This window comes from Laceyella tengchongensis (assembly GCF_900182735.1).
Classification (GTDB): domain Bacteria; phylum Bacillota; class Bacilli; order Thermoactinomycetales; family Thermoactinomycetaceae; genus Laceyella; species Laceyella tengchongensis.
Window position 1 is genome coordinate 623,712 of the sequence record NZ_FXTU01000001.1, and the last position, 24,173, is coordinate 647,884.

General features: G+C 46.5%; 19 protein-coding genes and 1 pseudogene. 14 read left to right on the forward strand and 6 right to left on the reverse strand.

The annotated features are described in order from the left end of the window. The first annotated feature begins 257 nt into the window (after nt 1-257). Genes QQZ12_RS03060 through sdhB form a run of 3 tightly spaced genes read left to right on the forward strand, consistent with a single transcriptional unit; the run spans nt 258 to nt 3,430 of the window. Entirely contained in the window at nt 258-908 is a 651-nt protein-coding gene (locus QQZ12_RS03060) for a succinate dehydrogenase cytochrome b558 subunit (protein WP_029071740.1), read from the forward strand. Nucleotides 909-923: 15 nt separating this feature from the next. After that, nucleotides 924-2,681, forward strand: coding sequence for a succinate dehydrogenase flavoprotein subunit (gene sdhA / locus QQZ12_RS03065; protein ID WP_102991945.1), 1,758 nt, complete (start codon nt 924-926; stop codon nt 2,679-2,681). Beyond that, nucleotides 2,678-3,430: a succinate dehydrogenase iron-sulfur subunit gene (sdhB, locus tag QQZ12_RS03070; protein WP_284723949.1), complete on the forward strand. Its 753-nt coding sequence runs from the start codon at nt 2,678-2,680 to the stop codon at nt 3,428-3,430. Before sdhA ends, sdhB begins: the two co-directional genes overlap by 4 nt. 108 nt (nt 3,431-3,538) lie before the next feature. On the opposite strand, the gene QQZ12_RS03075 is transcribed toward sdhB, so the two are convergent. The 6 genes from QQZ12_RS03075 to QQZ12_RS03100 all read right to left on the reverse strand — a co-directional run bounded on the left by QQZ12_RS03075 (nt 3,539) and on the right by QQZ12_RS03100 (nt 9,652). Next, nucleotides 3,539-4,444, reverse strand: a complete 906-nt coding sequence (locus QQZ12_RS03075; RefSeq protein WP_154986408.1) for a DUF1002 domain-containing protein — start codon at nt 4,442-4,444, stop codon at nt 3,539-3,541. A 281-nt stretch (nt 4,445-4,725) separates the two neighbouring features. Continuing rightward, complete coding sequence (locus tag QQZ12_RS03080) at nt 4,726-6,267, reverse strand: fumarate hydratase (RefSeq protein WP_284723950.1); 1,542 nt, start codon at nt 6,265-6,267, stop codon at nt 4,726-4,728. A 197-nt stretch (nt 6,268-6,464) separates the two neighbouring features. Next, on the reverse strand, nt 6,465-6,707 hold the full coding sequence (locus QQZ12_RS03085) for a DNA alkylation repair protein (protein ID WP_102991950.1): 243 nt from the start codon (nt 6,705-6,707) through the stop codon (nt 6,465-6,467). Between the two features lie 36 nt (nt 6,708-6,743). Next, entirely contained in the window at nt 6,744-7,049 is a 306-nt protein-coding gene (locus tag QQZ12_RS03090; RefSeq protein WP_102991951.1) for a winged helix-turn-helix transcriptional regulator, read from the reverse strand. A 159-nt stretch (nt 7,050-7,208) separates the two neighbouring features. Beyond that, entirely contained in the window at nt 7,209-7,955 is a 747-nt protein-coding gene (locus QQZ12_RS03095) for a hypothetical protein (protein ID WP_284723951.1), read from the reverse strand. A 92-nt stretch (nt 7,956-8,047) separates the two neighbouring features. Next, on the reverse strand, nt 8,048-9,652 hold the full coding sequence (locus QQZ12_RS03100; protein WP_284723952.1) for an alkaline phosphatase family protein: 1,605 nt from the start codon (nt 9,650-9,652) through the stop codon (nt 8,048-8,050). Nucleotides 9,653-9,793: 141 nt separating this feature from the next. Here QQZ12_RS03100 and QQZ12_RS03105 point away from each other — a divergent pair, with 141 nt between their 5' ends. The 11 genes and pseudogenes from QQZ12_RS03105 (at nt 9,794) to QQZ12_RS03150 (ending at nt 24,173) form a co-directional block, all read left to right on the forward strand. Next, a complete protein-coding gene (locus QQZ12_RS03105) occupies nt 9,794-10,990 on the forward strand; it encodes a M24 family metallopeptidase (protein WP_284723953.1) in 1,197 nt (398 codons plus the stop codon). Nucleotides 10,991-11,267: 277 nt separating this feature from the next. Beyond that, complete coding sequence (locus tag QQZ12_RS03110) at nt 11,268-11,462, forward strand: helix-turn-helix domain-containing protein (protein ID WP_102991954.1); 195 nt, start codon at nt 11,268-11,270, stop codon at nt 11,460-11,462. A gap of 183 nt (nt 11,463-11,645) precedes the next feature. Then, nucleotides 11,646-11,888 carry a winged helix-turn-helix domain-containing protein gene (locus QQZ12_RS16975; protein ID WP_348651538.1) on the forward strand — a complete coding sequence of 81 codons (243 nt, stop codon included), beginning with the start codon at nt 11,646-11,648 and terminating at the stop codon, nt 11,886-11,888. A gap of 15 nt (nt 11,889-11,903) precedes the next feature. After that, nucleotides 11,904-12,224: pseudogene (locus tag QQZ12_RS16980) on the forward strand (restriction endonuclease); the annotation flags it as partial. A gap of 204 nt (nt 12,225-12,428) precedes the next feature. Then, nucleotides 12,429-14,021 carry a restriction endonuclease subunit S gene (locus QQZ12_RS03120; protein WP_284723954.1) on the forward strand — a complete coding sequence of 531 codons (1,593 nt, stop codon included), beginning with the start codon at nt 12,429-12,431 and terminating at the stop codon, nt 14,019-14,021. Between the two features lie 14 nt (nt 14,022-14,035). Next, nucleotides 14,036-15,574 (forward strand): class I SAM-dependent DNA methyltransferase, encoded by a 1,539-nt coding sequence (locus QQZ12_RS03125; protein ID WP_284723955.1) that lies wholly within the window; start codon nt 14,036-14,038, stop codon nt 15,572-15,574. Next, the gene (locus tag QQZ12_RS03130; protein ID WP_259436464.1) at nt 15,564-16,835 is read left to right on the forward strand and encodes a restriction endonuclease subunit S; all 1,272 of its coding nucleotides are present in this window, start codon (nt 15,564-15,566) and stop codon (nt 16,833-16,835) included. Before QQZ12_RS03125 ends, QQZ12_RS03130 begins: the two co-directional genes overlap by 11 nt. Next, on the forward strand, nt 16,813-19,941 hold the full coding sequence (locus QQZ12_RS03135; protein WP_284723956.1) for a type I restriction endonuclease subunit R: 3,129 nt from the start codon (nt 16,813-16,815) through the stop codon (nt 19,939-19,941). The genes QQZ12_RS03130 and QQZ12_RS03135 overlap by 23 nt, the downstream gene beginning before the upstream one ends. 334 nt (nt 19,942-20,275) lie before the next feature. Further along, complete coding sequence (locus QQZ12_RS03140) at nt 20,276-20,677, forward strand: DUF3862 domain-containing protein (RefSeq protein WP_284723957.1); 402 nt, start codon at nt 20,276-20,278, stop codon at nt 20,675-20,677. A gap of 89 nt (nt 20,678-20,766) precedes the next feature. Next, a complete protein-coding gene (locus tag QQZ12_RS03145; RefSeq protein ID WP_189318991.1) occupies nt 20,767-22,857 on the forward strand; it encodes a UvrD-helicase domain-containing protein in 2,091 nt (696 codons plus the stop codon). 200 nt (nt 22,858-23,057) lie between these two features. After that, nucleotides 23,058-24,173 (forward strand): sigma-70 family RNA polymerase sigma factor, encoded by a 1,116-nt coding sequence (locus QQZ12_RS03150; protein WP_022735946.1) that lies wholly within the window; start codon nt 23,058-23,060, stop codon nt 24,171-24,173.

The window sequence follows — 24,173 nt, forward strand, 5'->3', positions numbered from 1 at the left end:
GGGAGTTTCTTGTTTTCCCCATGCGATTGTTCCTGGTCCCGAATTGGCGGATGTGGTCGTAAAAAGCGGGAGGTAAAGCGCATTCCGGGCGGCTTAAGCAAAGAGAGGACGGTTGACATTCCTTGACGCCCCCATCCGGATGGGAGTAAAATAAATAGCGAGTTGAAACCCCTTTCTCAACTTTTCTGTCAGCAGTTTGAGAAAGTGCTGAAACCCACTAACTCTACTGCGACTATGTCCAAGATTGGAGGCAAATGATGAGCAGAGAACGCAGTTTCTTCAACCGTCGGTTACACTCTTTGCTAGGCGTGATACCGGTGGGCTTTTTTTTGGTGGAACATTTATTTTCCAACTATGCTGCTACCAAAGGGGCACAAGCATTTGTTGAACAGGTAGAATGGCTTTGGGGGATCCCGTTCATCACTGTTCTGGAAATCTTTTTTATTTTCTTGCCGCTCCTTTACCATGGCGTCTATGGTCTGTATATTGCTTTGCAAGCCAAAAACAATGTCGGCAACTTTAATACGTTTCGCAACTGGATGTTCACCTTGCAACGGATCACAGGTGTCGCCACCCTCATTTATGTCGTATGGCATGTATGGGAGACTCGCGTGCAAGTGGCGCTTTATGACATGACCGCTCCCCAGCTTGCCAATTTGACGCATGAAATCCTGCAAAATCCAGTCAATTTGGCGTTGTATTTGATCGGTCTGGTTGCGGCTGTTTTCCACTTCTCCAATGGTATGTGGACGTTCCTCATTACTTGGGGTGTGACAGTGGGGCCGCGCGCGCAACGCGTCTCTTCCTATGTGTGGGCGGTTGTGTTTGTCCTTGTTTCTTATCTCGGCATTTCTGCGCTGTTGGCCTTCGCGCAAGCTGACTTTATGGGTCAAATGGCACAGCATTAGAAGGGAGCTTTTCTCATGAATGAAAAACTAATCGTTGTCGGTGGGGGCCTGGCTGGCTTGATGGCAACGCTCAAGGCAGCTGAGGCTGGAGCCCACGTCCAACTATTTTCCATCGTACCGGTGAAACGCTCTCACTCTGTGTGCGCACAGGGCGGCATCAACGGTGCGGTAAACACCAAAGGGGAAGGGGATTCCCCATGGGAACACTTTGACGACACCATTTATGGAGGCGACTTCCTCGCCAACCAACCACCGGTCAAAGCGATGTGTGAAGCCGCGCCCGGGATCATTTATCTGATGGACCGCATGGGGGTTCCGTTCAACCGCACGCCGGAAGGGTTGATCGACTTCCGCCGTTTCGGGGGAACGAAACACCACCGCACCGCTTTTGCAGGTGCCACCACAGGGCAGCAATTGCTTTATGCGTTAGATGAACAAGTACGTCGCTATGAATCTGAAGGTAAAGTGTCCAAGTATGAAAACTGGGAGTTCTTGAGCATTGTTAAAGATGATGAAGGACGTTGCCGCGGGATCGTCGCGCAAAACCTGCGCAGTGGCGAAATCGTCTCTTTCCCTGCCGATGCGGTGATCTTGGCGACAGGAGGACCCGGTATCATCTTCGGTAAGTCCACCAACTCCATGATCAACACCGGAACGGCGGCTGCTGCTGTGTACCAGCAAGGGGTTTATTACGCCAACGGTGAGTTTATTCAAGTGCATCCAACCGCGATTCCTGGAGATGACAAACTCCGCCTGATGTCCGAATCGGCTCGTGGTGAAGGTGGCCGCGTCTGGACATACAAAGACGGCAAACCATGGTATTTCCTCGAAGAGATGTACCCAGCTTATGGGAACTTGGTACCACGCGATATCGCTACTCGCGCCATCTTCAAAGTGTGTGTAGACGATAAGCTTGGGATCAACGGGGAGAACATGGTTTATCTTGATTTATCCCACAAAGATCCGAAGGAATTGGATATCAAGCTGGGTGGGATCATTGAGATCTATGAGAAATTCATGGGTGAAGATCCACGCAAAGTTCCGATGAAAATCTTCCCGGCCGTACACTATTCCATGGGCGGCATGTGGGTCAACTATGACCAAATGACCAACATCCCCGGATTGTTCGCTGCGGGTGAATGTGACTATCAATACCACGGTGCGAACCGCCTGGGTGCGAACTCCCTCTTGTCCTGCATTTACGGCGGCATGGTTGCTGGACCGAAAGCGATTGAATATGTGCGCGGACTGGACAAACATGTCGATTCGCTCAGCTCGGACATCTTTGACAAACAGCAAAAGCTAGAAGAAGAGAAGTACGAAAATATCCTGAAGATGGACGGAAACGAAAACGCCTATGCGTTGCACAAAGAGCTGGGTGAATGGATGACGGACAACGTAACGGTGGTTCGCTACAATGACCGTCTGAAGAAAACGGATGAAAAAATCCAAGAATTGATGGAACGGTACCAAAATATCAACATGATCGACACCAGCAAATGGAGCAACCAAGCGGCGCCGTTCACTCGCCACCTGTGGAACATGCTGCAATTGGCGCGTGTTATCACGCTTGGCGCATACCATCGTAACGAAAGCCGTGGGGCGCATTACAAACCGGAGTTCCCGGACCGCAATGACGAAGAATGGTTGAAAACGACCAAAGCGAAATTCACCCCTGACGGTCCGGTGTTCGAGTATGAGCCGGTTGACACTTCTCTGATTAAACCCCGTCCGCGCCGTTACGATGTGGATAAGGGAGGGGACAAAAAATGAGCGAGCAACAATATGTACAGCTGATTGTGACACGTCAAGATGGTCCAGACAGCCAACCGTATAAAGAAGAGTTTAAAATCCCTTATCGCAAAAACATGAACGTGATCTCTGCGATGATGGAGATCCAACGGAACCCCGTTAATGCGAAAGGTGAAAAAGTCGCGCCGATTCAGTGGGAATCAAACTGCTTGGAAGAAGTGTGTGGTGCCTGCTCCATGGTCATCAATGGGAAGCCACGCCAAGCGTGCACGGCGCTTGTCGACCGGTTGGAACAACCGATACGCATTGAACCGATGCGCACGTTCCCTGTGATTCGCGACCTGGTTGTGGATCGCACCCGGATGTTCAACGCCCTGAAGCGGGTGAAAGCTTGGATTCCGATCGATGGCACCCATGATCTGGGACCTGGTCCGCGTATCGCTGAAAATGAGCGGCAATGGCGTTATGAATTGTCCAAGTGCATGACCTGTGGCGTATGCTTGGAAGCATGCCCTAATGTGAACTCCAAATCCAACTTCGTCGGCCCGTTTGTCGTGGGACAAGTGCAACTGTTCAACTCCCATCCGACTGGAGCGATGAACAAAGAAGAGCGACTGGAAGCACTGCTGGATGACGGCGGGTTGCAAGAGTGCGGGAACTCGCAAAACTGTGTGCAAGCTTGCCCCAAAGGGATTCCGCTCACGACAGCGATTGCCAAGAGCAACCGTGATGCAACGGTTCATATGTTCAAAAAGTGGCTATCCAATTAATGCACGGACTGCCGGCTTTAAAAGCCGGCAGTTTTTTTTGGATAACAACATGGGATAAAAACACAGAACCGACTTTTTAAGTCGGTTCTGTGTTTGCAATGCCAAAGCTTATTTTTGTGAAGACGCGGAGGTGAAGAAGTCACCGATCGCGCTAAACAAGTCGCCTAACCATTCAAAAATGGTGTCAAAGAACCCTCGAGTTACTTCGGCATTCAAAATGTTTTTGATGTCCCCGCGCAAGCTTTCAAATTGTTGGGCGAGTTGGTCCCAATCAATGTTCAAAGAGCTGAAGTGCTGAGAGAATTGGATCAATTGGTTGATGGTTTGTTCGTTCAAATTAATATTGAAATCGTTGGAAACGTTGATGATGATATCTCTGTATTCCTCGGGAGTCTGTGGTTTTTCTTGCGCCACTTCCTGTTTCACGGCATTGATGAATTGCACGGCTTTATTTGAGTCTCCCAATTCTTGGGCAAGCTCTTGCGTGCGAACGATCTCTTCGTTGGCCACTTGCTTGGTGTTTTCATCGATCTTTTTGCCTGTGGCCGTTTCAAAGGCCTTGATGATCCCGGTCAAGCCGGCGGTGCCGGATACACGGATCGGTGCGGTTACATAGATGTCCGCATCTTTGATACCCGCGGTAATGGCTGCGTTCGCGTACATGCTGTCGGTGATGGTGGAGATGTTGTTGGTTTTCACCGAGATGCCTTTACCGGATTCAGTCAAGACGATTTTAGCGGAAGACAGAGCATGACGACCGATAACATCCGCTTTCAAGTATTTCCCCAAGTACTGATATTCTTCTTGGTTTGTGACTTCGATGATTTTCGCCTGCGTTTCGTCAACGCCCATCTCTTTCAAGATGGCATCGCGTTGGGTTCCTGTCAGGTCTTTACCCAACGTCACCACAGTTTGACCGGCGATGGCGTCGGCGGATGCGCTAAGCGGCAAGGCGAGCGCAACGGCCGTAAGCATAGCCAAGGCCAGCAAGCTAAATTTCTTCAAATGTTTCATTAGAAATGAAACCCCCTTATAGAAGAGAAAAGAATCGCCTCCGGCAATGGATGAAGTTGCCAAAGGTCGAAAGTCCATATCAGATTTTATTGTATCGTGTATTGTCGCATCTGTGAACAGTAAAAAAGTAGGTAAATTACCAAACTGGATCAAATTGCTTCAGTACAGGTCAGTGATGATGAAATTGGAGCGGGTATTGCTGGGGATCGTTTGGCTTTGTTTAAGAGAAGATAAAAAGCCCTGTCACGTTGTCGTGAAAGATGGCGTGACAGGGCTACAGTTTATTTGAAGACAGGCTCTTTTAATTCCGCCAATTTGTCGAGGGAGGTTTTCTCCACATCGGCGTGCAAACTGTTGCCATGGGCATCCATGGTAACAATCGCTGCAAAATCTTTGACTTGCAGGTGCCACATCGCTTCCGGTATACCAAACTCCATGAAGTCAACGCCATCCACGTTCTCAATGCATTCCGCGTAGTACTGGGCTGCCCCACCGATCGCATTGAGATAGACAGCGCCATGCTCTTTTAATGCTGCCAGGGTTTTCGCACCCATGCCACCTTTCCCGATCACAGCCCGGATGCCGAATTTTTTAATGATGTCGCCTTGATAAGGCTCTTCACGGATGCTGGTGGTAGGTCCGGCTGCTTTCACGTTCCATTTGCCATCCGCATCTTTAAGCATTACAGGGCCGCAGTGGTAAATGACGCCGCCATTCAAATCGACCGGGGAATCATGATCCATCAGGTGCTTATGCAACGCATCCCGTCCGGTATGGATCAACCCATTGATCACTACGATATCCCCGACTTTTAAATCGCGGATCTGCTCTTCGGTGATCGGCGTGGTAAGGACAACTTGACGTCCGCCCAGCTTTTCCTCGGCGGTTTCGACAACAGATGCGTCTTTTGCATCAGCCGGTACCGCGTCATCAGTGTAAATCCAATCCCGGATGGCTCCTGTCTCCGGATCGATGGTGACGCCTTGGCGACGGAAAGCCCAACAATTGTATGCGACGGAAACATAGAAACTAGCCGGAATCCGGTGCATGGAGCCAATCTTGCAACCCAAAAGCGTTGTGTTGCCGCCAAATCCCATGGTTCCGATGCTCAGGGTATTGGCTTTTTCCATAATGTACTCTTCCAGGCGAGCCAGATCAGGATTCGGATTGGTATCGGTTACAGAACGGAACAGCTGTTTTTTCGCCAGCTCATAACCAGTCGTGCGGTCCCCTCCGATGCCAACGCCGATAAACCCGGCACTGCATCCTTGACCCTGCGCTTGATACACAGCATGCAGGATACACTTGCGGATGCCGTCCAAGTCACGACCAGCCCGACCCAAGCCTTCCAATTCACAAGGGAGGCTGTATTGAATGTTTTTGTTTTCACATCCGCCGCCTTTTAAAATCAGGCGCACATCAATGTAATCGTTTTCCCATTGCTCAAAGTGGATCACCGGCACACCCTCACCTAGGTTGTCACCGCTGTTTTCACCTGTGAGCGAATCGACGGAGTTGGGGCGTAGTTTCCCCAATTGGGTGGCCTCTTTTACGGCTTGGCGAATCTGTTTAGCCATTTCGATTTGGTTGGCGTCAACCGGTGCTTTAATTTTAAATGTAAGCATCCCGGTATCTTGACAGATGGGGGATACGTTCTCTTCTGCCCTTTTGATATTGTCGGTGATGGTGCCAAGCGCCAGTGCCGAGCGTGTGCCGGCATCTTCACGCAACCGAGCCTGCTGGATGGCGTAGCGCACATCGGGTGGCAAGTTGGTTGATGTTTCGGTGATTAGCTTTAAAATCGAGTCTTTAAAAGATTGCATGGTAACCCCTCTTTTATTCCACATGGTTATTTGGATCGCTTCTCTTTTATATTATAACGGGTGTTGCCATTTTTCTCATCCGCTCGCAATGTCTGAAAATTGCGTCAACTAAAAAAGAATAAATACCCGTCCTGTCACGTCAGAACGGGTATAAACGGTTTGAATAACGGCTGATACATGAATAAAACACCCGATGGTCACAACGGGTTGCGTTGGGCGCTTTTAATAAACACTTGTTCATTTTCGATTACTCCGCAAATGCCGCATTGCACGCGATATTCATCACCGCGGTAGTGATGGTGCAAGGGGTCGCCTTCCGGCACTCGCTCAGTGATGATGCCTGAGCGGGCATCTTTTTTCACGGCAAATGGGATTTGTTCGATGATGTTAAACCGACTGCGGTTGGTACCGCACACGGGACAAAGATAAGGATACGACACCTTAGACACCTCCATCCTTACCTTGCCCCAAACGGTTTAGATCCATTCTTCCGCCCAGTTTTGGATTGAGTCGATCACCGGAGCGAGGGCTTCCCCTTTTTCGGTGAGGGCGTATTCAATTCGCACAGGCGTTTCGGGATAAACGGTTCGTTCAACAATCCCGTGGGCTTCTAACTCTTTCAGGCGTTCTGCCAACATCCGTTCGCTCATCAATGGGATTTGTTCTCTTATATCGCGAAAACGACTTGTTTTTTCAAGCAACACACGAATGATCAAACCTGTCCATTTTTTGGCCAATATTTCAATAGCCGATTCGAATTTGGGGCAGATGCAACGATCCATTTTGTTTCACCTCTCTTCATATCTTAACAAATCTTGTGGATGCTTGGCATCTGTCTATGACATCATTTTCGATTTTTTCCTGACGGCTCGCAGGTGGTTGTAAGAGAGGGGAGCATGGATCTGTCGGTAGGGTCCATGCTCGTGATGGTGCCGCACACTCTAATTATTGTTGATTGTAACATGTTCTGACGGCGATGGGGGAGGGGGATTTGGTGGGGGTGATTGTTTCAGGCTTTGAAAGTGTTCGCGGATTTCCGTTTTGGACCATCCGCGCTGCTGGAAATCCAATAAATAATCCAAGAGCAGAGGGGACCAAGGAAGTTTCATGACCGATTGGGTAAATGTATGCGCGGCGATCTCTCTTGTCCGCAAAATCCCTTTCCGCCGTTTAAAAGGTCCAATCTGTTTGACCACGACTTTGTCTAGGTCAGCGTCGGTCCGTCCACACCGCGTTTCCTCTAAATGATGGAACCACTCGTGGTACAAATGAAGCAACATGATTTCCTCTTCAGCCACGGATTCGCCCATGGCATCAAAAAATTGGTCGATCTGTTGGAGTGAGCGTCGGTAGATTTCGATCGTTTTTGGCTTTTTTCTGTATTGCGCGCGAATAAAGGGGTCATGGGGGTGCGCATCCCGAAAACGAATGCAAACGCCTTCTTTCAGCAACTGGTTCAGCAATGTCCGCAACGACAGTGGGCGGCCGTGGAGGGAAGCTACGGATTGCCCTTTCTTCATGGCTTGCTCCACATAGTAGGGGAGTGCGTCGGGGGGGATGTGCTCATAACACTCATCTTGCTTCAATTCAAGTTGGAAGAGCGTTTGTGGGTCAACAGAAGGCCAATGTCGGTCGAGATGAATCTCTGCCAATGGCTTGCGAAACGGTTTGACTGCATTTGTTTTCATGCTTTTTCCCCATTTCGACATGTTTACCTCACTTCTATGTCGACAAGGGCTTGACTCATTCCCAAACTGGACACAGAATCCATGAGCTAGCGTCATGGATTCTGTGCGTTTTCCTTTTTTTGCTTGCGGGGAGTGGTTAACAATTTGAGCAACCAAGGCTTCAAATCAATCACCCGCATATAGGAGGGGCAGGAGTCAGTGCCGCAGATGATCATCGGCACTAGGGAGTCCAGATGATGCAGAGAACCGTGGGAGGCTCCGCTATGAGTGGGCGATGCTTCACTGACCATTTCATATCCAGGTGATACCGTCACCACAATCACTCGCTCTGATGTGCCCATCACCCCGGCCAACCGGGCTAATACGTCGGGGAAGATGCCATACGTAATCCGATTCTGATCATCTACGCTCAAATCGAGAATAACCAAATCGCCGATCAAATCCCACGTTTGATCATACTCATCGGCGAGGGAACCGCCTTCTTTAAAGCTTAGGTGGCCCTCCATTTGGCCACTTACGCAGGAAACGCGGCCTTGATCATTCCAAGCGATGATATCCAGTTTGGGCTCTTGCTTGAGCGTGGTGATCACTTCCGCGAGATCGAGCTGTTCGTCCAATACATAGATATAAGCCATCCGCTCATTGCAACAGATGACGAGCTGATCATCGGGACGTGGCTTTTTCTGTTTGATGGGCATGATGCGGTACGGATGCAAGCTTTTGCGCAGATCGATATATGCTTCTTTGCGGTTGGGGATGATGGGTACTTGCCCGCTGTCTCCCATGACAATCCAGATCACGTCATCCACCGCTTCATCCCAGCTGGGAAACAGATTTAACAACGCTTGCAATTCCTCATCGGCTTTCACAATCCCCTTGATCTCCGATGTTCCTTTTTGATGCACATAGTCATCGTTGCGAGGAAAATAAGCGATGGTGAAAGGGGGCAATTGGCCGGATTCCAGCAGGTGGGAAATTTCATTGCGCGTGAAGGTGTCATGGAAGCCGAAGCGGCTCAAAGGACCCGTCGGTCTGCTGTTGTGATCGATCTTGGCCATAGCGCCAAACGAAAAATAACGGGTAGCCATCGTGGCAATCGTTTTGGGCATGAGGCGAAAGAGTCGGCCTAGCCAGGGCGCGGTCAGCGTTTGTTGGTGGGGACCGCGATAGATCAAGGCATTGATGGAAGCGGTCGGCCCGTCGAACGCTTCATGAATCGTTTTTACATCTGGGTTAAGACAGACTTGATTCAAACGTTGCAGACTGTCTTTTAATACAGTGCGTGTACCGAACTTCAACGTTTCCTTTAAGCCGGTGCCGAAATTGACCATGCGCTGTTCTTGTGGGTCCATGTAGACCAATCCGTATATCTGATGCTGATTGGGAGGGGTGCCCGTCAGCAAAGTCGAGTCAATGGAGACCGACATGCTGGGAAACGAAGTCACCACCCGGGGATGGTATTGGCCCCGCTCTTTGAGGAACCGGAGCGCGGGCGTTTTGCCCAGTTGTATGGCTTCACGCAACGGTGCATCCATCAAGGAATCAATGATCAATAAGATGATGGGTTTCACCGGCGCCGCCGCCAACGCCTCCTTGTTAGCAAATGTTTCTTTGTTGCGGGAAGCCTGAGAGCCCGTGTATCCAATCAGAATGAAAAACAAGATGATAAGCAAACCAATTAACCCTATCCATATCATATGTTTCAACCTCTGTTTTCGCAGATTCAACCCTTAATGTGCCATGGAACCGGTTTTTTTATGCTAAATGGAAAGGGTAAAGCAAGTGAGAGAGAGAATGGAAGTATATAGAGGCTTGTCATATAGAAAGGAAGGATTTCAATGCACCCATTGCCAAAAGTGCAAACAACGGAAGTAAGAGAGCGGATTGCTCGTTTTCAGGCGAAACTACAGGAGAATCAGATCGATGGGGCCATGATTACACAGAATGTGGACTTGTATTATTTGACCGGGTCGATGCAAAACGGCCTGCTATATGTGCCGCAGTCGGGGGAGCCCCGTTTTTATGTGAAGAAAAGCGTCGCTCGGGCCGAATTTGAGGCGTCCGTTCCCGTGGAGGAAATGGGCCGGATGAAACAGCTTGGCGAGCGGTTGCGTTCAACTTTCGGGAACGTGAAGCGGATCGGGATCGAAATGGATGTGTTGCCTTATGGTTTGGCGGTACGGTACCTCGGCTTTTTCCCGGATACCGAAGCCGTGGATGTCGCCTTTATGCTTCGACTGGTCCGGGCAGTGAAGTCGGAATACGAACTCAACCAGCTACGGATCGCCGCTACACATGTGCAGGAGATGGTAGCCATGCTGCCGCAACAGATCCGCGTGGGGATGAGCGAGGTCGAACTGTCCGCGCAAATCGAACACGCGCTCAGATTGAAAGGAAACATTGGCATTTATCGCATGCGCGGCTACAACCAGGAACTTTGCTTGGGCATGGTCGCATCGGGAGAGGCTGCTGCTACCCCAACTTACTTTGACGGCCCAGCAGGGGGCTTAGGTATGTCCGTCGCTAGCCCACAAGGAGCTAGCCGTAAAACATTCTCAGTGGGGGAGCCCATCCTCTTCGACATCAGCACGGTGGTAGAAGGATACATCATTGACCAGACGCGCATGGCCGTCATCGGCGAATTGGACGAGGAGTTGACCCGTGCCTATGAAGTGGCTGTGTCCATCATCAGAGAAGCGGAGCGCATGGGAAAACCGGGCGTCCCCTGGCAGGACTTATACCTCAAGGCTTTGGAGATGGCCGAAGCCGCCGGCCTGCAACAACACTTCATGGGCTTTGGAAACGACCAAGCCAAATTCCTCGGCCACGGCGTCGGATTGGAGTTTGACGAATTGCCGGTCTTGGCACGTGGATTTGCGCAACCCTTGGAGAAAAACATGGTCATCGCCATTGAGCCCAAATTCACCTTCCCGGGCCGGGGCGTCATCGGTATTGAAAACACCTATGTTGTGACTAAGCAGGGATTAAAAGCCATCACCACCACTCCGGAAGACATCGTCCGGATTCCTGAGTAGCTCTTAACGCAAGCACAGCCCAGCCCGCTGGATGGCTGGGCTTGCTTGTTGGTACTCCCTTACGCGGTGACGCCAAACAAAGACAAGAGAGGCCAGGAACCAACGCCGCACCGGCGACATAAGATGAGGAGAAAAGTGGAGCAGAGGAAAGAAATACCAAGCAAACCTGCCTAAATTCTCCGCCACCGCTCACCACGCAGCCTCCCTGCTCATAGTATAACTTGACTGGTCCCTGACCCTTGTATTCCAGTGCTTGAGCAAGGAAGGGTGTCAACATTTGAGTAACCAAAAAGGCAAACCCTTATTGACTAATCGGGAGAGGGAAGTATTCGAGCTGTTAGTCCAAGACAGGACCACCAAAGAAATCGCCCAACAACTCTTCATTAGTGAGAAAACTGTCCGCAACCACATCAGCAACGTGATGTGGTGTATTTGCAAAAAAGGGGAAAAGCATATGGAGTGGTTGGGGTAGAACCGGTTAGACTATCTCGTTCCATTTTCCTTCAGTTTGATTTTTTCTATCAGCATATCATTATATTCTTTACCTTCCTTACCTAAATGAACACGTCTATGACAGTTAGGACAAATTGCCGCAACATGCTCTGGCCAACATAATGAAGAAGGTGAAAATGTAATCCCGGATTATCAAACATTGATGTTACCTGTTCTGGAATATCTATCCAGTGGAAAAGAGCATACGACGAAAGACCTTAGAGAAGCGATGGCAACGGAGTTTAAGATAACCGCCAAAGAGAGAAAACAACTGCTGCCCAGCGGAAGAAAACTCGTTTTTGATAGCAGAGTTGGTTGGGCTGATTTTTTTGAGGATCTTGTTGTTAAGTTGTTGGTAGCGATGGGATATGGAGGATCTCTGGCAGATGCGGGTCAAAGAGTTTGAGGCACAGGTGATGGGGGAATTGATGGTATTATTAAAGAAGATAAACTTGGATTGAGCCAGATCTACATTCAAGCCAAAAGATGGGACAAGCCGGTTAGCAGTCCCGAAATTCAACAGTTTGCCGGCGCTTTGACGGCTAAAAACGCTGAAAAAGGGGTCTTTATCACTACCTCCAGATTTACTGCCAGCGCGATCAGTTTTGCTGAAAAGGTTCCGAAAAATATTGTTTTAATTGGGGGTGATCTGGCTGAACGGATGATCGATTATAATATAGGGGTATCTGAAGAGGAGCGCTATATTGTTAAACGAATTGACAGCGACTTTTTTGAACAATGATTTTTAAGAAAAAAACAGGTGGGCCGACTCAAAGGTGTGTGGAAATGACACACCTTTTTTATTTGATATTGACGTGAAAAATAATGTAATAAGATCAAATCGAATTTTAGTAATCAAATACTAAATTTGTTGTTGCGAATATCATGTGAATGGGTATATACTATTCACAGGAGGAGGGAACGGTGGAAAAAGGAGGCACAAAACATGGCAACACTTTTTCACTTCAAAGAACTGCTCAGACAGAGAAATATCATCGACCGTGATCAAATCACCGTTGAGTTATTGCGCATCCACCTGACCCAAAAAGCATATGAACAAAAATACAACCACTTGGAGAGTGTAGATGAAGCGTCTCTGTATGAATTGATGAAAGAAACAACCGAAAATCGACTCGGTTATTTTCCGGGAGACCCGAGCTGGTTTTATGAACTTTTTCAGGCCGGCAAAGAGATCGACTTCATTCAGGCTCTCAAGCAAATATTCCAAAAAGACCGGTCTGGAGTGATGGTCAGCCCCGCCTATCTTGTGAATTATTTTTCGCGATCTTTGATGGACGGGCATATTGAGACGGTATTGATTGCGGAAGCACATAAACATCTGAATGGTTTGATAGAGCTGATCGAAACTAATCTGGATAAAAACTTTGTCCTGACCGCTGAAAAAAAGTGGTTGGCAGAAGTGTTAAAGTTTCTTTTTGCACACTGCAACCATGTGGAAGTGCTTCAGGTTTCCATCTACAGCCTCTTACCATTGGATCAAGAATTTGACCTGATTATCGCCATACCCGCCTTTGGCTTTAAACCGGAAGTAAACACGGAACGGTTTATGACACGGGAATCGGAAGGGATTGCCGCTGAAAACTTGCTTGACTGGCTGAATGAATTCGGGGAGTTGCAAATGGTTGTCCCCGCAAGATTTACGTTTTCAGGTGGTTCCTTTGCGAAATTGAGATCCTGGATTCTCCAACATTTCAATATAAAGTCAATTTTTACATTGCCTGAAGGAACCCTGCGGCCGTATACGGGGATGAAAACGTACTTGCTCACGATCTCCCATCAAGCGGTGGATTCCATCCAACTGGGAAGCCTTGAGCTGAAAAAAGGCCAATTTCTTCCCCGTGTTCAAAAGGAGATTTTTCAGGAAGAGCTTGAGGAACGGGAAGACTGGCGAATCGAGCTTTTACTGGCCGATGACCAGGAAGATCTCCTTGGTGGACTGGCCGGGCCCAACCGGGAAGTGGTCAAGTTAAAAGAGATCGCCGAACTTTTTCGTGGAAAGTCGATTATGAAAAGCCATATCCAACCCGGAGAAATATCGGTTCTCAATATCTCCAATATCGAAGACGGGGAGATTATCTGGGAAGGGATGGATACAATCGATGAAGAGTACAGGAAAGTAAGGCGTTATGCATTGGAACCGGGAGATTTGGTGATCACCTGTCGGGGAACGGTTAATAAAGTGGCAGTGGTTCGGGAATTACCCAAAAAAGTGATCGCTTCTGCGAATATTATTGTAGTCCGTTTTTCGAAAGAAGTGATGAGCGAATATGTGAAAGTTTTTTTGGAAAGTCCGGTTGGCACCCAATTGGTAAAAACATTCCAGCGCGGAAGCACTGTGATGAATATTAACCCGGCCGATCTGGGCGAGATGGAGATTCCACTTCCGGATATAGAAGAACAGCGGAAGATTGTCGAAGAGTATCGGAAAGAGCATCAACTCTATTTCGAAACTGTCCGCAAAGCCAAAGAACGATGGGAGAAAAAAAGACAGCAGATTTACGATCAATTATTGGACTGAGGAGGCCTTAACTGATGGCAGTATCCAACAACAATAGCGCTGAATTGGGATTTGAACAACGTCTGTGGAGCATGGCGGACAAACTGAGAAACAACATGGACGCGGCTGAATATAAGCATGTGGTGTTGGGCTTGCTTTTCCTAAAGTACATATCGGATGCGTTTGAGGAAGAATACGAACGCCTATCCAACGATGAATGGGCAGACCCTGAAGATCCAGATGAATACCTTGCTAACAATATTTTCTGGGTCCCTCAAGAGGCTCGCTGGTCTTACATCAAAGCCAATGCTAAGAAGCCGGAGATTGGGCAAATCATCGATAACGCGATGGTGGCTATCGAACGGGACAACAACTCGTTAAAAGGTGTGCTTCCCAAAGATTACGCCCGCCCGGAATTAGATAAAACCAAATTGGGGGAGATTATCGACTTATTCTCGTTCAAAGTAGGGGACAAAGACAGTCAGGCCCACGATGTGCTGGGACGAGTATACGAATACTTCCTCAATAACTTTGCCAGTGCCGAAGGGAAAAACGGCGGGCAATTCTACACCCCGCGTACCGTTGTTAAGTTGTTGGTTGAATTGATTCAACCTTTTAAAGGGCGGATTTACGACCCCTGTTGCGGTTCGGGCGGCATGTTTGTCCAAAGCCAGGAGTTTATCAAAGCCCATCAAGGCAGAATTGGGGATGTGGCTGTCTACGGTCAAGAATCCAACCCGACCACCTGGCGCCTCTGCAAAATGAACCTGGCCATTCGCGGGATCGACAATAACCTGGGTGAGTACCATGCAGATACCTTCCATGATGACCTGCATAAAAACCTGAAAGCGGACTACATTCTGGCCAATCCACCGTTTAACATCAGCGACTGGGGCGGCGAGCGCTTAACCGAGGACCACCGCTGGAAATACGGAGTTCCGCCGGCTGGAAACGCCAACTACGCTTGGATTCAGCATATTGTCTCCAAACTGGCTCCCAGCGGAACGGCTGCCTTTATCCTAGCGAACGGTTCCATGTCTACCAATCAAAGCAGAGAAGTCGCCATCCGCAAAAATTTGATTGAGAATGATCTGGTAGAAGCCATTGTCACTCTTCCGGGGCAGCTCTTTTACTCTACCCAAATTCCCGTCTGCGTCTGGGTGATGACCAAAAACAAAGCGGCCAAAAACCACCGCAACCGCAAAGGGGAAATCCTCTTTATCGATGCCCGCAAACTGGGCTATATGGTGGACCGTGTCCGCAGGGAATTAAGCGATAAAGATATTCAAAAGATCGCCCGGACCTTCCATGCTTGGCGTGGGCAAGAAGAAGCGGGAGAGTATGAGGATATCAAAGGCTTTTGTAAATCAGCCACTTTGGAAGAGGTAAGGGAGCATGAGTATATCCTTACTCCGGGACGGTATGTGGGGATCGAAGAGACGGAAGATGACGGGGAAGCGTTTGCCGATAAAATGGCGCGATTGACCAGTGAGTTGGCGGAGCAGTTTGCCAAGTCGCGGGAGTTGGAAGAGGAGATTAGAAAGAATTTGCGGGGGATTGGGTATGAAGTTTAAGGACTTTTGCACTTTTAAGGAGGGTTATGTTAATCCTTCACAAAAAATTGCAAGTTATTTTGATGGACCTATTAAATGGTTAAGAGCGACTGACTTAAATAACTCCTATGTATACAATACTTCAAGGACTTTAACAGAGGAAGGATTTAAAAGTGCAGGTAAAAGTTCTATCCTGTTTAAACCAGACACAATTGCTATAAGCAAGTCTGGTACTATTGGTAGGATTGGAATACTTAAAGATTACATGTGCGGTAATAGAGCGATCATAAATATAGAAGTAAATCAAGAAAAAATGAATCTGAGATATGTTTTTTATTGGCTATTGAATCAACAGAATTATATACAAAATTTAGCGGTAGGTAGTGTTCAGAAAAATTTATATATCTCTGTATTAGAACAACTGGAAATAGCTGATAGACCTCTGCGAGAACAAAAAGCTATTGCTGACATTCTCTCAGCTTTGGATGACAAAATCGAACTCAATAACCAAATCAACAAAAACCTTGAAGAAATGGCACAAGCGATCTTTAAATCCTGGTTTGTCGACTTTGAATTTCCAAATGAAAAAGGTGATCCTTATAAATCAAGTGGTGGGGAATTTGAAAATACACAAAACGGTGAGATTCCTAGAGGATGGAAAGTAGCATTGGTTGGCGAACAATGCAATGTTGTTAGAGGGGCTTCACCCAGACCAATAACAGATCCTAAGTATTTTTCAAACGGCACTATCCATTGGATTAAAATTTCTGATGCTACAGCATCAAGTAGTATTTACATCAATTCTACCAAAGAATTTTGTACTAAACTTGCCATTGCAAAAAGTAGATATGTAGAAAAAGGAACCTTAATTCTTTCAAATAGTGCGTCAGTAGGTATACCTAAAATATTAAACATTTCTGGTTGTATTCATGACGGTTGGTTAGCGTTTAACAATTATCAAGAGATATCAAGAAATTACCTTTATCATTATCTGCTTAACAATTATAGAAAGTTATTTTCCATTGCAGATGGTTCGGTTCAAAAAAATTTAAACACCTCTATTTTAAAGAATATGGAAATTATAGTCCCTGAAAGAAGAGTATTAAGCTTATTTGATAGTTTAATCCAGCCTATCTTTGACAAAATTCGTGAAAATGTAGTGGAAAATGATTTGTTATCCAACCTCCGCGACACCCTCCTACCCAAACTCATGTCCGGTGAGATTCGCGTACCTCTAGAAAACGAAGGGAGACATCAAGATGAGCAGCTTCAACGAGTATGAGTTGGAACAAGCTTCCTTGGAATGGTTTCAAGAGTTAGCCTACGATGTGAGCTACGGCCCCGAAATTTCCCCTGAAGGCGATTATCCGGAACGGAACGAGTACAGCGATGTCATTTTGGAAGAGAGATTGCGGGATGCCCTGTCCCGCATCAACTCTCATCTTCCGCCGGCTGCGATCGACGAAGCCGTTCGCAAGGTTTCGATTCCGCAAAGTCCCAATCTTCTAATTAACAATCAAGCATTTCATCAAATGATCACCGACGGAATTGATGTCCAGGTCCAGCGCGATGATGGCAGCTTCAAAACGGAAAAAGTATGGCCCATCGACTTTAAAGATCCCCACAATAACGACTGGCTGGTGGTTAACCAGTTTACCGTCGTCGAAAACGGAGTAGAGAAGCGCCCGGATCTGGTGGTTTTTGTTAACGGAATGCCGCTCGTGGTGATTGAATTAAAAAGTGCTTCCAATGAAGAAACTGACATTACCAAGGCATACAATCAGATTCAGACTTATAAAAAGAAGATTCCATCCCTGTTTGCTTACAATGCTTTCTCTGTGATTAGTGACGGGGTGAACGCCCGGGCAGGTTCCCTGACGGCTGACGAAGACCGGTACATGATGTGGCGGACGATCGACGGAGAGGATGTCGCTCCGGGTGCCATTCCGCAACTGGAAGTTTTAATCAAGGGAATGTTTGAAAGAAAACGTTTTCTGGATATCTTAAGGCATTTCATTTTTTTCCAAACGGACGGAGAAAATGTCTACAAGATTTTAGCCGGATATCATCAATACCATGCGACGGTGAAAGCAATTGAGAGCACGATTCGCGCAACTGATGAGCAAGGGGACCGCAAAATTGGGGTGATCTGGCATACTCAGGGGTCCGGGAAAAGTTTGTCCATGGTCTTTTATGCCGGAAAATTGGTCTCTGAGCTGGATAACCCGACCATTGTAGTGATCACTGACCGTAACGACCTCGATGATCAGCTTTTCTCCACCTTCAGCAAGTCTAAGCAGTTGTTGCGCCAAACGCCGAAACAGGCCCATTCCCGCAAAGAACTGCGCGAGCTGCTCAATGTGGAGTCCGGGGGTATTATCTTTACCACAATCCACAAGTTTGCCCCTGAGGAAAATGGAGATCAGATGCCGGTATTGACGGATCGCCGCAATGTAGTGGTGATCGCCGATGAGGCACATCGAAGCCAGTATGGGTTCAACGCGGAAGTGGTGGAAGGGAAAGACGAGGCGAAAATCAAGTTCGGCTTCGCCAAATATATGCGGGACGCCTTGCCGAACGCTTCGTATATCGGATTTACCGGTACGCCTGTTGAGTTGGCGGATAGAAACACGCCGGCAGTGTTTGGAGACTACATTGACATTTATGATATGACCCGCGCGGTGGAAGACGGAACCACCGTCAAGATTTACTACGAAAGCCGGATTGCCAAACTCTCCTTGCCGGAGGACGAAAAGCCGAAGATCGATGAGGAGTATGAAGAAATCACCGAGCATCAGGAACTGGATGAGAAAGAGAAGCTCAAATCTAAATGGGCCCGTTTGGAAGCATTAGTCGGGGCGGAAAAGCGGCTCAAGCAAATCGCCAAAGACATCGTGGAACACTTCGAAACCAGGCAGAAAGCCATGTTTGGTAAAGCGATGATTGTCACCATGTCCAGAAAGATTGCCGTTGACCTCTATAACGAGATCGTTGCATTAAGACCGAAGTGGCACAGTGACGACCTGGATAAAGGTGTCATCAAGGTGGTGATGACCGGAAATTCGAGCGATGAGGCAAAAATGCATTCTCATCACACCACCAAACAGCAGCGCGAACTTCTCGCCAACCGGATGAAAGATATCCATGATGAGCTCAACATTGTCATTGTCTGCGATATGTGGCTCACCGGTTTTGACGTTCCCTGCATGCACACGATGTACATTGATAAACCCATGAAAGGTCATAACCTGATGCAAGCCATCGCCCGTGTTAACCGTGTGTTTAAAGATAAACCAGGTGGATTGGTGGTCGACTATATCGGGATCGCCGACTCTTTGAAAAAGGCTCTGCAACAGTATACCGAAAATGACCGCAAAACGGCGGGTGTGGATACGGAACTGGCAGTTGACCTCATGCATGAGAAGTATGACCTGATCCAGGATTTGCTTCACGGTCATGATTACAGCAAGTTTAAAAGCGAAAGCCCATCCGAGCGGATGCAAACCATCGTTGCCACCGTTGATTATGTATTAGGGCTCGGTGAAGAAAAGAAAAAACAATTTCTGCAACTGGTTACCGAGCTGGCAAAAGCTTATGCTTTGTGCTCAACCACTCCCGAAGCGGAAAAATTGAACTTGGAAATCGGGTTCTTTAAATCGGTGAAAGCCGGGATTATCAAGATGATTCCAGCTTCGGGCAAGAAAAAAACGGCTTCCCAGTTGGATGCCGAGATCAACCAATTGGTATCCAAGTCCATTATCTCTGAAGGCGTGGTGGACATTTTGGGCGCCGTTGGCCTCAATAAACCCAACATCGCCATCTTGTCCGATGAGTTTTTGGCCGAGGTGAAAGGATTAAAACAGAAAAACCTTGCCGTAGAGCTGCTCAAACGCTTGTTAAACGGAAAAGTAAAAACCATCGCTAAACGGAATCTGGTTCAATCGAAAAAGTTCTCTGAGATGCTGGAAGAATCGATTATCAAGTATCAAAATCGGACGATTGAATCGACTCAGGTCATCATGGAATTGATTGAGCTGGCGAAAGAGATGAATAAAGCTCACAAACGGGGTGAGGAAACGGGGTTATCCGATGATGAAGTGGCCTTTTATGATGCTTTGGCCAATAATGAATCGGCAAAAGAAGTCCTGGGAGATGAAGTGTTAAAGCAGATCGCGCGCGATCTGACCGATTCGATTAAAAGAAATCTAACGGTGGACTGGAATCTGCGGGAAAGCGTCCGAGCCAAAATGAGGGTAACAGTCAAAAAATTGTTGAGAAAATACGGTTATCCGCCAGACAAAGAGAAAAGTGCAGTTGAAATTGTGATGAAACAGGCAGAATTAAGCTGTCAGAATGAGGCAGAAGAATTAGACGAAGAACTGGATTAATTCTTGTAAAAGTATGAAAAAGTGAAAGGGGGGATGCCCGAAAGCAGGCTGAAAGGAATGGTTGCGGTTGGAAGTGCCAGTTCCAACTGCACATAGAAATCTAATCTGCTGAACCTGCGCCAACAGGATCAGTAGAGTCATAGATGCAGTTTCCACCGCCAAATGGAAGACTGCATAGACGAGATCACTCCATAGGTTTTACGCGCAAAGAGATTCGTTTGTGCAACCCCTTCAACCTATGCTTTCTTAAACTAGCCTTTCTCTCATTGTAACGAACTCTTTGCGCTCCCTTCAAGTCAAGTCCGATATTTCATTTCTTTGGGAGGAACAAAAGATGAAAAAATGGATGATTGGATGCGGAGCTTTTGTGGGACTGTTTTTGATGTTGGGAGCATGTGCGGCACTCATGTCAAGTGTAGACACAGATAAAGACAATCTTCAGACAGATAAAAAATCAATTTCAGAAAAGGTGGACACTCCAGCAATGTCCACACCTGAACCAGCGGTAAAAGAAAATGATGAAGTGACGATGGAAGAATTCAAAAAGATTAAAAACGGGATGACATATGAAGAGGTTGTAAAAATTATCGGTTTTGAGGGAACAGAAATGAGTTCTTCTGAACTTGGCGGTATCAAAACCATTATGTACTCTTGGCAAAATGACGACGGTTCGAATATGAATGCGATGTTTCAAAACAACAAGCTGAATACAAAGGCGCAGTTTGGTTTGAAGTAACGGAAGAAAGAGGTAGGCGGAAGTAAGAAAGCTTCTGCCTACTACAGATATCGTGACCATTATTTATGATTCTGAAAGGAGAATTTTCTATGTCCATTGTTTCCATTCATAAATCCTTTACCGACGCTATCGCCCAAGTACCACCACAAGTTCAAAAATCGGCCTGGGATATGATTCATCAGCTGACCGAACACCCGGAAGCTCATGGCTTAAATTTTGAACGGGTAAAAGGAGCCATTGACCCCAAAGTCCATTCTGTCCGTGTAAATCAAAAATACCGGGCGATTCTTGTCAAGCCGGAAAAAGAAGATGTGAATTTGTTTTTGTGGATTGGCAATCACGATCAGGCATATGCATGGGCGGAAAAGAAGCGATTTGAAGTTAACAAGGTGACGGGTCTTTTGCAGATGTGGACAAGCCCGGGAAGGAACGGTTCAAATACGGTAAAAGGAATATTTTGTGATTATACCGAAAAGCAACTGATTGCCATAGGTGTGCCGGAAGAGCTTATTCATGTGATATACAGTATTCAAACAGCCGATGAGCTGTACAAGTATGCCGATGAAATTCCGGAAGATACGTTTGAACCCCTTTTATGGATCGCTCAGGGTGAGCCGTACCAGGACGTGCTTCAGATTGTCACCGAGATCAAGGCAGAACAAAGGAAAGATCAAGAAAAATCGGATCAACCATTTCTCCAGGCTATGTTAAATACGTCAAGCCAAGTGGCTGTGATTTCTTCCGACACACAGCTGCAGGAGATTTTAAAATATCCTTTTGACCGATGGCGGTTGTTTTTGCATTCCACTCAAAAAGAATTGGTCGAGAAAGATTTTAGCGGCTCGGTAAAAGTGCTCGGAGGAGCCGGAACAGGCAAAACGGTGGTTGCTTTGCACCGGGCAAGGAAGCTGGTGAGAGATTTTTTGCTTCCGGATGAGAAACTTCTCTTTACAACCTTTAACGTTAATATGGTAGCAATCGTACAAGACCACTTAAACACCATGTGTACACCTGAGGAGTTACAAAGAATGGATATCATTAACATCGACCGGTTGGCCAAAGAAATTGTTGAAACTTATTGCGGTGTACAAATCAATAAAATGATTGAGAGTGATCAAGACCGGGAGATCATCTGGCGGCAAGCTGGAAGCTCTTTAAACATAGACACAAATCAACTGCTGCTCATCAAGAGAGAATATGACCGGTTTATCCAACCCTATGGAATCGAAGAAAAGGAAGAATATTTAACTCTTATGCGCAAAGGAGGGAAAACAAAAATCAGCAAAAGGAAACGGGAAGAAATATGGAAAGTGGTTGAGTATGTCCGCAGTGAGATGGAGGCAAGAGGCTGGTATGAATATCCGGATATCATTCGCTTGGCCCGAAAATGGTTGGAAACGAACCCCGGTCGATTGAGTTACCGTGCTGCTATTGTTGATGAAGCTCAGGACTTTACTGAAGAGTCGTTTAAATTGTTGAGGGCCTTGGTCCCAAAAAACAGAAATGACCTGTTTATTGTGGGTGATCCCCACCAACGGATTTACTCCCGTTTTGCGGTTCTTTCACGTTGCGGAATTGATGTTCGTGGGCAAAGATCCAGACGTTTACGGATTAACTACCGCACCACCGAACAAATTCGAAAACAGGCGATACAAGTTATCGGAGATATTCCATTTGATGACTTAGATGGAGGGCAAAATTTTGCAGATGATATCTCGCTTATGTCAGGAACGGAACCCGTATGCATGAACTTTGCAAACGTAAATCTTGAGAGGCAGTTTATTCTGAAACAGATGAAGGAATTATTGAGAGAAGGAATTTTGCCTCATGAGATCGGCCTTTTTGCGAGAACGAAAAAAATGGTTGAGAGGTATCAAAAGTTTTTGGAGGAGAATGGAATGGCCGTCTCGCTTCTTACCACAGAATCTCATTTAAAAAATAAAGGAGTTCATTGCGGCACGATGCATCGAAGTAAGGGGCTTGAATTTCGCGTGGTCTTCCTGGCTGGGGTCAATGAAAAAGTCGTTCCCCTCGATGCTTTTACCAAAATTGAAGATGTTGAAGAAAGAGAAGAGAAAATCAGACAAGAAAGGTCTCTCTTGTATGTTGCGAGTACAAGAGCGCGAGAAAAATTGTTTATTACTTCATATGGGAAACTGTCGCCCTTTTTGAGAGTTTAAGATCTTATACCTGGCTCGTTGCACGAGCCAGGCAACCGTCCAATAATGTTTTACACGTACTTAGGATATGACAAAAAAGGAATGCCCAGATTGATAGAATGGTAAGAAGGCAAACAATACGAATTTTGTAAACATGGTTATATATCCGATGTGAAGTAAATTGATTTATGATTGATTTTTTATGAAAGCGGGTCGGGTATATGCGTTTGGATTATATGATGATAAAACAACTCCATTCAGCTTTTTCATCAAGAAAATTCATAAACATGGAAGAAGCGAAAAAAATTATAGCTGGCATTGTTAAGCAAGATGTTGATGAGGAGTTTATTCGGGGTTATCTTAGATCAAAAGGTTGTCAGATCGTAGAAGAGCATATTGTCCCTGTCAAAAATGAAAGATCTAGCAAACTTGATCCTGAAGAAGATTTGGATATTGACGAAATCTTAAGCCTTGAGTTAAAAAGTAGGACTGAAAGTTTTATAGATAATGAATCAAAAGATTACAATAACAACACTGACCTGATTAGCAACTACCAAAAATATCATGAAGACCGGGTGTTCAAAAATCTGATCTTAAATAATAGACGGCTTGTACAAAAAATTGCTTTGAGATATCAAAACTATGTTAGTCATAAGTTAAGCTATGACGATTTAGTTTCAGAAGGGATTATTGGTTTAATCAAAGCGATTCACAGATTTGATCCTACACGAGGTTACCAGTTTTCCACCTATGCGACTTGGTGGATTCGTCAGCAAATTACACGTGCAATCATGGATACAGGATTGACGGTAAGGATTCCGGTTCATGCATTTGAGACTGTTTTAAAAATAAAAAGAGTAGAACAAAAATACCTTTTTCATAATCCAAAAATGGATGTTGAAGAGATTTGTGAACAATTGGGAATCTCGAGAGAGAAGTATGAAGAGTCTAAAAGAATTGAACACCGATTTTTGAATCTTGTCTCTTTAAATTCCTTTGCGTCAGGAGAGGGAGAAGATACCGAACTCATTGAATTTATAGATAACGAACGGATGAGAATTTTAGGATATCAGGATAATGAGTATACTGACCCGGTATTTATGGTCGAAAGTAAACTTGAAAGGGACGAGATTAACAAGCTGTTGGAACAATTATCCTCCAAACAAAGAAATATCATAAAACTTCGATTCGGTTTTGAGGATGGTCAAACCAGAACTTTGGAGGAAATTGGGCAAATCATGGGTGTCACTCGCGAACGAATCAGGCAGATCGAAAAGAAAGCCCTGGAAAGGTTGAAAAAACTAATCCTGAAACATCATAAAGAGTTAGCATCTTAA